This window comes from Glutamicibacter sp. HZAU (assembly GCF_004100365.1).
Classification (GTDB): Bacteria; Actinomycetota; Actinomycetes; order Actinomycetales; family Micrococcaceae; genus Glutamicibacter; species Glutamicibacter nicotianae.
Genome location: NZ_SCKZ01000002.1, coordinates 89,285 through 100,839, shown reverse-complemented (window position 1 = coordinate 100,839; position 11,555 = coordinate 89,285). Strand labels below are relative to the sequence as shown.

The window sequence follows — 11,555 nt, the reverse complement described above, 5'->3', positions numbered from 1 at the left end:
TCACAAAGCTCCTACTGCTGCTCGTCGGTCTTCGGGTCGTGCGGCTCATCGGGTTCCTGAAGCTTGCGCTCTTCGCCCTTGGACACCATCTCCTGCTGCTTTGCCTCTGCTTCCGAGGTGTAGCGCACGCGGCGGACACGGCGGATCATGTCGCGGATCAGGAAGATCACGGCAACGACCATGGCTGCGGTGAAAATGAATCCGAGGAATCCTGGACCGTAATCGCTGGCAGTCTCCGTGCCGAAACCCAAGGTCGAGGAAGTCAGAGCCAAGGATTCAAAGATCGTATTCACGATGTAAAGACAACTCATTTCTAGTACTGGAAAAGCGCTTAGTACTATCTTAGTCCGGAGAACAGGTCGGTCTCGGGCAACTCGGTGGCTACCTTGGAGGAGATCAGCGTGTAGTCCTCCCACGGCCAATGCTCCGCGTAGACGTGTTCCGGCACGGCGAAGAAGAAACCTTCCGGATCAATCTGGGTTCTATGCGCCAGCAACGCCTGGTCGCGCTGCGAGAAGAAGTCCGCGCAGTGGATCTGGGTGGTCGTGGTGTGTGGGGAAACCCACTTGAACATCTGGTTGCCTTCGTCCGCTTCCCACTGCGCAACTCGCTCGGTGTACGGGGATTCGTACCCGGCTTCCAGCATCGCGTAGTGCAAGGTGCGGAAGCGATCCGAGGCGAAGGCACGGTCGTAGTACAGCTTGCTGACCGACCACGGGGCGCCCAGCTCCGGGTACATTTCAGGATTGGCCGCATGCTCGAAGGCAAAGGTGGAAACCTTGTGGCAGTGGATATGGTCCGGGTGGGGGTAGCCGCCATTTTCGTCATAGGTCGTGATGACATGTGGACGGAATTCCCGGATCAGCTTGATGATCCCGGCAGCGGCGATTTCAACTGGCTGCAAGGCGAAGGCACCAAAAGGCAGCTCGGGCAGCGGATCGCCTTCTGGCAGGCCGGAGTCGACGTAGCCCAGCCAGCGGTGCTTGACGCCCAGGACCGCGGCGGCCTCGGCCATTTCGGTGCGACGAACGCCCGCGAGGTCGCGGTGCGCATGGGCGAGTTCGCCAGCGGCGGCGTTGAGGATATCTCCGCGCTCGCCGCCGGTGCAGGAAACGACCATGACCTCGGCGCCGGCATCGACATAGGCGGCCATCGTTGCGGCGCCCTTCGAAGATTCGTCATCCGGGTGCGCGTGAATAGCCATGAGCCGCAGCCCCTGCGAAGGAGCAATTTTCTTCACGTCGTGAATCTCCACTTATCTTCTTTCCTTATGCCACGTTTTTGGACAGTCCGAAGCCTCAAATCTGCCCGTCACCCATAACAACTCATAGCCGACCACCGGTTATTCCCCCATGCCGAAAGACGGTAAACTTGAGCAGGGAATCTCTATACGGCATTCCCTATTCAAATTCCGCCAGGCAAGAGAGTGGTGCAAGGCAAATAATGTCTGATCCAAGCTTAACGGCTCGCTACAACAACCCCAAGAAACGCAGTCTTCCTAAGAAAACGCGTAATTGGCTGATTGCTGCCGCGCTCTCCGTCGGCGTTGCCGGGGCCGCTTATTTCGGCTTCAGCAATTACACTGCCATCCAGGCGCAGGACATCGAGTTCGAGGTCGTTTCCGCAACCCAGGCCAAGGCCATTGTCGCGGTTGAATACAACGCCAAGCACCGCGTGCAGTGCGACATTCGAGCGATGAATGAATCCAAGGCGATTGTCGGTTACGAAACCGTCTTGCTTGATCCAGGAGAAGCTACCGGGCACATCACCCAGCGCCTGGATGTCGACCTGCACACCGATAACCTTGCGACCACGGTTGGCGTGGAGTCCTGCTACGAGGTTCCGCAAGAATACAAGGGTTAACATTTCAGCTTGTTCATCCCCTAATAGCTGAATCTATTGGGCTTAAAGCGTTTTGGCGACTACTATCGTTGAAAAGATACGTTTCGCCCCGCATCGGCGCATGGTTCTAGCAAAGCAAAAGGACATGAGCCTAGCGGGGTCTTTGCTTGCATCTCCAATAACGTGCGAGCCCGCAGATCCGTACCGAATCCGACTTCGTCGACGCCACCGTTCCGGTGGCGTTCGGCTTTAGGACCTGTTGCAGGTTCCCAAGGCAGAGCGAAGTCCCTACTGACCAAAGGAAGTACAACGTGAGCACCAACAGCAACGAACCTGTCGTTTGGCTGACTCAGGAAGCCTACGATCGGCTCCAGGACGAACTGACTTTCCTCTCAGGCCCGGGACGTGCCGAGATTGTTGCCCGTATCGAGCAGGCACGTTCGGAAGGTGACCTGAAGGAGAACGGCGGTTACCACGCCGCTCGTGAAGAGCAGGGCAAGGCCGAAGCCCGCATCCTGTACCTGAAGGATCTGCTGCGTCGCGCCGACGTAGGCGAAGCTCCTGCCGATGACGGAGTTGTCGAGCCTGGCATGCTGGTGGTCGCCAACATCGCAGGCGACGAAACCACCTTCCTGTTCGGCTCCCGCGAAGTTGCCGGCGACACCGACCTCGAGGTCTACTCCGAGCAGTCCCCTATCGGCGTTGCCGTGCACGGCGCCAAGGTTGGCGACAAGCTCTCGTACCTGGCACCAAACGGCCGCGACATCAAGGTTGAGATCATCTCCGCGAAGCCTTACCAGGCCTCGTAACAAGATCCACAGAACAGCGCGATGGCCGCCACCCCGCAGGGGTGGCGGCCATCGCGCTTTGCTGCTCCTGGCTAGGCTACCGAACCGCCAGCCGTGTTGGTGACCTGCGGGTCGAAGCCCTCGGCACGCAGGTTGTTCAGCACCGTCTTGGAATGCTCATGGCCCTTGGTTTCCAAATCGATGGTGATCGCGACATCGCCCATGGACAGCGAACCGCCGATGCGGGTGTGGTCCAGGCGGGTGACGTTGGCATCTGATTCGGCGATGATGTTGGAGATCTGCGCCAGCGAACCGGGACGGTCCGGAAGCATCATCCGAATGGTCAGGAAGCGGCCGGCCGCAGACAGGCCACGCTGGATCACCTTAAGCATCAGCAGCGGGTCGATATTGCCTCCGGAAAGGATTACAGCGGTGGTTGCCGGGTTGATCCCGTGCGCCTCCAGCTTGTTCTCCAGCAGGGCCGCGACGCCCACCGCGCCAGCGGGTTCCACCACGAGCTTGTTGCGTTCCAGGAGCACCACTAAAGCACGCGCGAGCGTATCTTCCGATACCGTCACCACGTCGTCGACCAATTCCTTAATGATCGTGAACGGCAGCTGCCCCGGCTTGCCGACGGCGATGCCATCGGCAATGGTGTGCACGTTATCCAGCGGGACCAATGCGTCAGCGGCCAGTGATGGCGGATAGGCCGCGGCGTTTTCCGCCTGGACGCCCACCACCTTGATCTCGCGGCCCAGTTCGCGGGCCTTCTCCTTCAGCGCGATGGCAACGCCGGCCAGCAGGCCGCCGCCGCCCACGCCCATCAGCACGGTGTCGACCTCAGGCAGTTGCTCAAGCAGCTCCAGGCCGATGGTGCCCTGTCCAGCGATGATGTCCGGGTGGTCGAAGGGATGCACGAAGACTGCGCCGGATTCGTCGGCGAAACGCTGCGCCTCGGCCAGCGCCTCATCCACAGTGTTGCCGAACAGCACGACTTCCGCGCCGTGGTCACGCGTTGCGGTCAGCTTCGGCAGGGCTACGCCTAGAGGCATGTAGATCCGCGCCTTGATGCCGAGGTGGCTGGCGGCCTGGGCGACGCCCTGCGCGTGGTTGCCTGCCGATGCGGCGACGACTCCGCGCGCCTTCTCCTCGTCGCTGAGCTTGGACATGCGCACATAGGCGCCGCGGACCTTGAAGGATCCGGCGCGCTGCATATTCTCGCATTTGAGGAAGACTTCGGCGCCAACGTGCTGGGAGAGCACGCGGGAGTGCTCCACCGGGGTGCGGGCAATGACCGGCTTGAGTACTTCGGCCGCGGCTTCGATCTCAGCCAGCGTTACGGGCAACGTAGTTTCAGTGCTCATGGTTTATTCCTCATCTGCTGTGGGCCCAGGGTGCCGGGGCTCCGGCGAAGCTTGTAGGGCGGGGGCGGCGCCTGCAGCCGTTGCGGCTGGGCTTGTCTTCCCCGGGTCGCTGGTTTTGGGACTGTCCGCCGCGATCTGGCTACCGTAGAGCTCAATCACGAATTCATCGGTTTCCCAGGCTCTGCCCGACAGGTATTTCGCGACCGCGTTGATCACTGCCAGCAGCGGTACCGCGAAGAGCGCGCCGGGAATGCCTGCGAGCATCGTGCCGCCGGCGACGGCCAGGACGACTGCCAGCGGGTGCAGGCTGACTGCCTTGCCCATGATCAGCGGCTGCAGGATATTGGATTCGGCTTGCTGGACCAGCAGCACGACGGCCAGCATGATCAGCGCGTTGATCCAGCCATTGGCAACCAGGGCAAGCAAAACTGCCAGGGCGCCGGTAAACAGCGCACCGACGATCGGGATGAAGGAGCCGACGAAGACCAGCACGCCCAGCGGCATCGCCAGCGGCACGCCGAGGAAGAAGGCGCCGAACCCGATGCCGATGGCGTCGATCAGCGCCACCACCATCTGGACGCGCACGTAGCGGACCAGCGAGCCCCAGCCGCGGGTCAGGGCACCGTCCATTGCCGGGCGGGCGCGGCGCGGCAAGAGGTTCACCAGGAACAAGCCGATCTTGCGTCCGTCGAGCAGCAGGAAAATCAGCGCGAAGACTGCCAGCAAAGTGCCGGTCAGGATCTGCCCGATCGCCGAAGTCCAGCTGATGGCCTCGCTCAGGATGTTGGTGGCATTGCCGCGAAGCTGGACCAGGGCGTCGTCCAGCACGTTTTGCAGGTCGTCATTGGTCAGCTTGAGCGGGCCGTTGAACAGCCAATCCTGGACCTGCTCGATGCCCGACAGGGCTTGGGTCCACAGGGCGGTGAATCCGGCTGAGAGCTTTTGCCCTGCAACCGAGAGTCCAGCTGTAACTAGCGCTAGGAAGCCGATGAGCGTAATGCCGACGGCCAACCCGCGGGGCACCGCCAGCTTGCGGTTCATCGTGTTCACGACCGGTGAGAGCAGCCCGGCCAGCAGCGCCGCGACGAGAACGGGGATGACAAGCAGGGAGACTTTTGACAGCGCCCACACCAGTACGCCCACGGCCGCGACGATGATCAAAAAACGCCAGGCCCACGCGGCTGCCATGCGCACTGCGTAGGGCATGTCCTCGGCGCTTTTGAAATCCGTCAGGTCTGGGCTCGGTGCGGCAGGGATTTCCACCGGCTTGCTCGGAAGCGAGACACGAATACGGCGTAGACGTTCCAACCGGCTGCTTTTCATGGAACTACGCTATCGCGTTTGCCAGACAGCGTCTTGATCCATGTCTCAATTGTGACAAATTCCAAAGACCAGTGCCCGATATGGGCACTGGTCCTAGAAATCTAATTCAATATGTGTATTTCACTCCGCCGCAGGTAACCAGATTGCGCAGGCCGCCCAATCCTGGACATGGGGCGTGGAAGCCACGGTTCATCAGGCGTTTCGCGCACCCTTGCTCCGGCGGCGCATGACAGCTTCCAGGACCTTTTCCTCGGCGTCTTCGCCGGGCTTGATTCCGGCTGGCACCTTGAAGAAGTAGATTGCGCCCAAGGCCCACCAGATGGCGAAGATGGCCCATGGTTCCCAGCTCAATGATGCAGGCATGCCCGGCATGTACAGGCTGAAGAGCGCAGCGGTAAGCAGGACCGAAATCCAGCCGATGACCGCTCCAGCATTTCCGGTGCCGCCGACGCGCAACGGCCGGTCCATCTTCGGTTCGCGCTTGCGCAAGACCAGGAAGGTGACCGAGACCAGGAAGTAGGCAACAATGATGCTTGGCGCTCCCGAATCAACGAGCCATCCCAGCATTTCGGCACCGAAGAATGGGGCCAGCATGGAGATCCCGCCGATGAATACCAGGGCGTTGGCCGGGGTGCGGTACTTGGGATGCAGTTTGCCGAACCAGGATGGGAGCATGCCGCTGCGGGCCAGCGAGTAGACCAGCCGGGAGGCTCCGAGCAGCAGCGAGTTCCACGAGGTCAGGATGCCGGCGATGCCGCCGGCGATCAGCACCTTGGCCATCAGATCCGAACCGAACAAGGCTCCGAACGCATCCGCCGTTGCAATGTCGGCTCCGGCCAGTTGCGCTGCAGGCATCGCCGAGGACGTGGTCAGGACGACCATCACATACCAGACGGTGGCCAGGATGACGGAGAGGACCACGAGCTTGCCAATCTGCTTGGCCGGAATCTTCACTTCCTCGGCAGACTGCGGAATCACATCGAAGCCGATGAACAAGAAGGGCACGGCCACCAGCACGGCAAAGAACCCGCTGGTTCCCGGGGTGAAGAACGGCTCCATGTTCTTGGCTTCGCCGCCGGCAAAGGCCCCGGCTATCATCAAGAGGCCGATGGCCACGAGGAATAGCACCACGAAAGTCTGCAGCACCCCGGCTTGCTTCACGCCGCGGATATTGATCCAGGTGATGATGATTGCCGACAGTACGCCGACCAATGCCCAGGTCAGGTTTACTTCAAAACCGGCAATGGTCCACAGGGGAATCTGGCTCATGCCGGGGAAGATGTATTCCACGGTCCGCGGCAAGGCGACCGCTTCGAAAGCCACGATGGTCACGTAGCCGCCGGTGATCGCCCAGGAACCGATAAACGACGGCCGGGCTCCCAAAGCACGCAGAATGAAGTTGTGCTCGCCGCCAGCTTTCGGCATGGCCGCGGTCAGTTCGGCATAGGTCAAGCCGACGACAGCCATGATGCCACCGCCAACGACCATGGCCAGCACAGCGCCCATGGTGCCAGCGTTATCCAGCCATCCACCGGTGAGCACCACCCAGCCGAAGCCGATCATCGCTCCGAACCCCAGGGCCAGGGCATCCAGGTTGCCCAGGGACTTCACCAGACCCGGCGAATTTCCTTCTGCTTGCTCGATTGCCATTGCGCTCTTCCTGTCAAAATAACTGTGAGTTGGATAACTGAATAGCTATAGGGAAATCTAACCAAGGATTCGCGTAACTGCCCAATCAGCTGTCATTTTCCATCGCATTGGCGGTTGCGGCAGTACATATTGGATTCATATTTGAACAGCCGCTTAATGTAGAAAGACCAGCGCCCTGAATGGGCGCTGGTCCTTTCAAGCTGTGCTGCTGCGGCTAGTCGTCGCCGCGCAGGATCGCGAGGATGCGAAGGATCTCGGTGTACAGCCAGATCAGGGTCATGGTCAGGCCGAAGGCACCGCGCCAAGCCATGATGGCCGGAGCGCCCTGGTTGGACAGTTCCTCGATCATGGTGAAGTCGGCAACCAGTGCGTAGGTTGCCAGCAGTACGGCAACGACACCGATAACCAGGCCAAGCACGCCACCGCGCATGCCGAACATGCCGTCGATCACGCCGGTGAGCATCAGGACCATGTTGAGCAGCGAGAAGACGATCAGGCCGACCATGCCGATCATGAACATCTTGTTCAGCTTAGGCGTCATCCGGTACTTGCCCGAGCGGTAGAGAGCCAAGGTTACGCCGGCAACACACAGGGTCGCAAGCACAGCCTGGAGTGCAACTCCTGGGTACAGCCCGTCAAGGAAGCCGGACAGACCGCCGAGGAACAAGCCCTGGGCTGCAGAGTACAGGAGGATCAGCACTGGCGATGGGCGCTTCTTGAAAGCGTTAACCAGGCCGAGGACGAAACCAACCAGGGCGCCTGGCAGCATGAGTGCCGGCATGACCCAACCAATCGCGGCGCCAACGACAACCAAGGCCAGGCAGAACACGGTCTTGTTGATAGTGTCACCGATGGTCATGCGGCCTGTGTCGGCGCTGGTTGCGGCAGGCTGCTGGTACATCTGATTCAGCTGGTCTGCGCTCATGTTTTCGGTGTCGCGGAATCCAACAGGACTTCCAGGCTTGGTTCCCCAAGCATCGGAGCGGCTGCTAGAACCAAAAATTGGATTGCCCAATGTCATTCCCCTATAGATTGCGAATTCGCCAGCCGCTTGGCTAGCTGAAGATCTTTTGCTTAATCCTATTGAGGATTGCTGTGAAATCACTCAGTCGGAAGGATGATATAGGGCAATTTCCCGAGGAAAAACTACTCTCTCAGCGATATTCTTGAAACTTCCAGCATCATGGTTGCGTCAGACGAAAATATGGTCGAGGAACGATGCCGGAGGCTGGACGGCGAACGTGCCCTTGCTGGCGGCAAGAGAAAAGACCGATGCGAACCGGAAAATCCGGAACACGTCGGCCTTACTCTGTACCCCCAGTGGGACTCGAACCCACAAGCCTTTCGGCAGCTGATTTTAAGTCAGCCGTGTATGCCAATTCCACCATAGGGGCAGGACTCTCAAATTTTACGTGATCGGCAAAGCAAATATAAAATTCAACTTTGCTGACGCATGCGAGGAGCCAATCGCTTGGCCCCTCGCATCATCGTCGATCATCTGCGCCCCAAGCCTACTTCTTTGGCTTGGCCGACTCCTCGAAAGCAGTGCGTGGCGCTTCGAGGTTGTTCAGCTGCAGCGCATCGCGCTTGAAGAACAGCGCAACCAGCCAGTCGCCGACAACGCGGAACTTGCGCTCGAAGGTTGGCATGGCCATGCCGTGGTAGCCACGGTGCGCCATCCATGCTGGCCAGCCCTTGAGCTTGATGCCGACAACCTTGGCAACGCCCTTGTTCTTGCCGAAGCCGGCGACCGCGCCGAGGTTCTTGTGCTTGTATTCCTTGATAGTGCCCACACCGTAGCGGGCAGCATACAGGTTCTTCGCCAACAGCTTGGCCTGGCGCACAGCGTGCTGCGCGTTCGGAACACAGGTGCCGTCTGGCAGGCCACCGGTGACGTCCTTGACTGCCGAGATGTCGCCGGCTGCCCAGGCGCCTTCCAGCGGTTCGCCGTTGGCGTCCTTGATGCGCAGGTCGGTGCGGGTCTCGATGCGGCCGCGCTGCTCGATCGGGAAATCGGTGGAGCGGACCATCGGGTTGGCCATGACGCCAGCGGTCCAGATCAGGGTGTCTGCACCGAACTCGCCCGCTGGGGACTTGTCAGCCATGTTGATCAGTTCCAGGTTGCCTTCTTCAGCGTTGTTCAGCGAAGTGTTCAGCAGTACCTCGATGCCGCGGCTGCGCAGGTGCTCGACAACCCACTCGGCCTGCTCGGCGGTGACCTCTGGCATGATGCGGCCCATGGCCTCGACGAGAACGAAGCGTGCTTCCTTTTCGTCAATGCGGTCGTTGAGCTTGATCAGGTGCCGAGCCATGTCTTCGAGCTCGGCGATGGTTTCGATGCCGGCAAAGCCGCCACCGACAACGACGAAGGTCAGTGCGCGCTTGCGGGCCACTGGATCAGTCATGTTCGAAGCGGACTCGATGCGCTCGGCAACCTTGTTGCGCAGGGCGACGGCCTCTTCGATGGTCTTCAGGCCGATGCCGGTTTCAGCCAGGCCGGAGATCGGGAAGGTACGGGTGACCGCGCCGGCGGACATCACGATGTCGGTGTATTCCAGCTCGAACTGCTCGCCGTTGACCGGAGCAATCACGGCCTTCTTGTTGGCGTGGTCGACGCTCAGCACGCGGCCGTTGACCAGCTCGGAGTGCTTCAAGTGCTGGCGGTGCGAGACCACAACGTGGCGTGGCTCGATTTGGCCACCTGCAACTTCTGGCAGGAATGGCTGGTAAGTCATGTATGGGTTCGGGTCGACAACGGTGACGATGCCGCCGTGTGCCTTGACCTTCTTCTGCAACTTCATCGCGACGTACAGGCCTACGTAGCCACCGCCGACGATCAGGATGCGCGGACGCTTCTGGGAGGTTTCGATGATCGACATACTGTTGATTCTACGCGGATTGTCCGAGTTAGTGAAAACATTCACTAACTATTTTCGTTCGGTGCGTCACGTCTTCGCAAGGCTGCGGAGCTTCCTGCCGGCACAGCCTGCATCCAGCGGTCGAATTAACTGCCGGCAAGCGCGCAAAAGCGGGGTGGATCTTCAGGATCCACCCCGCTGGAAACGCTATTTACTTCTCTTCTTCGGGAATCTCGTCGAACAGGTCCCGTCCATCTGACTGGTCCGGGACTTGCAGCGAGCTCAACGACGCCGAACCGAGCTGCGCCGCGGCCTTCTCGCGTCGGCGGCGCACCAGGGTCTGGGTGGAGCCGGCAATGAGCACCAGCAGCAGGAGCACTCCCCCGCCCACGATGAGCACCGGCTGCAGCGCCGGTGCCGAGTCGTCAGGAAGGATCGGCTTGGGCGCCGCGACCTGCTTGAGGTCCGATTTCTCCATCGAAACACCCGGCGCTGGGGTATCGGTGGTCTTCTCGGTGTTGCGGCGATGCACTCGGATCCACTCGCTGATCGTGCCCAGCGGGTTTTCCGAAACTGCAGGGACGGTCGCCGTCACCGCTGCCTGGGCATCGATGATTCCGTATCCGTAGAGGTTGTCCACGCCGGGTGCGCCGGTGTCCTTGGCGGTCTTCAGGATGCGGTTGATGACCTCGGGAGCCTTCATCTCCGGGTACTGCGAGCGGATCAGCGCTGCCACGCCGGCCACCAGCGGGGCCGCGCCGGAGGTGCCCGACCAGCGTGCGTAGCCGTCATCCGGCAAGCCGCCGACCAATTGCTCGGCAGGGGCCGCCACGCCGATGGAGATGCCTTCGGTCGAGGAATCCTGCGACGCCTTGCCGCTGGTATCGACGCCGGCCACGGTCAGCACCCCGGGAATGGTCGCCGGGGCGCCCACCTGGCTCATGCCGCCCGAACGGTTGCCCGCCGCTGCGACAATGACGACGTCATGGTCTTCTGCATACTTGAAGGCGTCATCCCAGCTTTCCGGCCACGCCGGGCTGGTGGAGCCCAGGGACATGTTGATGACCTTGGCTCCGGAATCCACGGCCCACTTCACCGCGCGGGGAATCTGGGTTTCCACCGGAATCTTCGACGGGTTGCCCTCGCCCATCCACAGCGACACTGACAGCAGATCCGCTGCCGGGGCGACGCCGAGCACGCCGTCCTTGCCGCTCTTCAGCTTGGGAACCTTTTCGTATTCAGGCTCCTCGGGAATGTCCTCGTCTTCTTCCTCGGCGTGCTTCTTGGCCTTTTCCCACGCGGCCTTCAAGCGCTCGTTCTCGGATTTGATCCGCTTGATCTCGCCCTTGTTGTTCCCGCGTCCTGCGAGCAGGGTCGCCACCAGGGTGCCGTGCTCGCTCATTACGCCAATCGGCTTGTTGCCTTTTTCGCCGCCCGAGCCGGACATGTCCGCACCGCCGACCACAGCACCCTTCAGATCCGGATGAGTGGTATCGATGCCGGTGTCGATGACCGCGACTTTGACGCCTTCGCCCTTGGTAGTCTTGTGCGCTTCGGTCACGCCCAGGGAATCGAGCCAGTACTCGGACTCGCGCATGTTGTCGGCGCGGGCCGGAGCGCCCACGCTGAGCAGGGTGGCCGCCAGCAGTGCTGCGACGAGCAGAGAGCTGAGCTTGAACAAGCTCGTTCTATTCTTGGCGCGCAAAGCTGAGCTCAAGACAACTCCTTGG

The 11,555-nt window shown here is 60.9% G+C and carries 10 protein-coding genes and 1 tRNA gene; 2 read left to right on the top strand and 9 right to left on the bottom strand.

Going from position 1 to position 11,555, the window contains the following annotated elements; translation table 11 throughout:
* Positions 1-11: 11 nt before the first annotated feature.
* Both EKH49_RS03090 and mca read right to left on the bottom strand, forming a co-directional pair.
* Positions 12-293: a hypothetical protein gene (locus EKH49_RS03090; protein ID WP_038989899.1), complete on the bottom strand. Its 282-nt coding sequence runs from the start codon at positions 291-293 to the stop codon at positions 12-14.
* Positions 294-337: 44 nt separating this feature from the next.
* Complete coding sequence (gene mca / locus EKH49_RS03085; protein WP_128469900.1) at positions 338-1,204, bottom strand: mycothiol conjugate amidase Mca; 867 nt, start codon at positions 1,202-1,204, stop codon at positions 338-340.
* 239 nt (positions 1,205-1,443) lie between these two features.
* Here mca and EKH49_RS03080 point away from each other — a divergent pair, with 239 nt between their 5' ends.
* Together EKH49_RS03080 and greA are read left to right on the top strand one after the other, a co-directional pair.
* On the top strand, positions 1,444-1,863 hold the full coding sequence (locus EKH49_RS03080; RefSeq protein WP_052253530.1) for a DUF4307 domain-containing protein: 420 nt from the start codon (positions 1,444-1,446) through the stop codon (positions 1,861-1,863).
* Between the two features lie 290 nt (positions 1,864-2,153).
* A complete protein-coding gene (gene greA / locus EKH49_RS03075; RefSeq protein WP_038989900.1) occupies positions 2,154-2,651 on the top strand; it encodes a transcription elongation factor GreA in 498 nt (165 codons plus the stop codon).
* Positions 2,652-2,722: 71 nt separating this feature from the next.
* Here the strand turns inward: greA and ilvA are convergent, their stop codons facing one another.
* The 7 genes from ilvA to EKH49_RS03040 form a co-directional block, all read right to left on the bottom strand.
* Entirely contained in the window at positions 2,723-3,994 is a 1,272-nt protein-coding gene (ilvA, locus tag EKH49_RS03070; protein WP_128469662.1) for a threonine ammonia-lyase, read from the bottom strand.
* A 3-nt stretch (positions 3,995-3,997) separates the two neighbouring features.
* Positions 3,998-5,317 (bottom strand): AI-2E family transporter, encoded by a 1,320-nt coding sequence (locus EKH49_RS03065; protein ID WP_128469661.1) that lies wholly within the window; start codon positions 5,315-5,317, stop codon positions 3,998-4,000.
* 192 nt (positions 5,318-5,509) lie between these two features.
* A complete protein-coding gene (locus tag EKH49_RS03060) occupies positions 5,510-6,967 on the bottom strand; it encodes an APC family permease (RefSeq protein ID WP_128469660.1) in 1,458 nt (485 codons plus the stop codon).
* Positions 6,968-7,181: 214 nt separating this feature from the next.
* Entirely contained in the window at positions 7,182-7,982 is an 801-nt protein-coding gene (locus EKH49_RS03055) for a Bax inhibitor-1/YccA family protein (RefSeq protein ID WP_128469659.1), read from the bottom strand.
* Positions 7,983-8,279: 297 nt separating this feature from the next.
* Positions 8,280-8,361: transfer RNA gene (locus EKH49_RS03050), tRNA-Leu, on the bottom strand.
* 117 nt (positions 8,362-8,478) lie between these two features.
* The gene (locus EKH49_RS03045) at positions 8,479-9,846 is read right to left on the bottom strand and encodes an NAD(P)/FAD-dependent oxidoreductase (protein ID WP_038989906.1); all 1,368 of its coding nucleotides are present in this window, start codon (positions 9,844-9,846) and stop codon (positions 8,479-8,481) included.
* 190 nt (positions 9,847-10,036) lie between these two features.
* Positions 10,037-11,542, bottom strand: a complete 1,506-nt coding sequence (locus tag EKH49_RS03040) for a S8 family serine peptidase (RefSeq protein WP_128469658.1) — start codon at positions 11,540-11,542, stop codon at positions 10,037-10,039.
* Positions 11,543-11,555 lie beyond the last annotated feature (13 nt).

Bases quoted from the DNA above. Each gene is read 5' to 3' on its own strand.
- mca (WP_128469900.1), bottom strand. From the start codon at position 1,204: ATGGCTATTCACGCGCACCCGGATGACGAATCTTCGAAGGGCGCCGCA.
- EKH49_RS03080 (WP_052253530.1), top strand. From the start codon at position 1,444: ATGTCTGATCCAAGCTTAACGGCTCGCTACAACAACCCCAAGAAACGC.
- ilvA (WP_128469662.1), bottom strand. From the start codon at position 3,994: ATGAGCACTGAAACTACGTTGCCCGTAACGCTGGCTGAGATCGAAGCC.
- EKH49_RS03065 (WP_128469661.1), bottom strand. From the start codon at position 5,317: ATGAAAAGCAGCCGGTTGGAACGTCTACGCCGTATTCGTGTCTCGCTT.
- EKH49_RS03060 (WP_128469660.1), bottom strand. From the start codon at position 6,967: ATGGCAATCGAGCAAGCAGAAGGAAATTCGCCGGGTCTGGTGAAGTCC.
- EKH49_RS03045 (WP_038989906.1), bottom strand. From the start codon at position 9,846: ATGTCGATCATCGAAACCTCCCAGAAGCGTCCGCGCATCCTGATCGTC.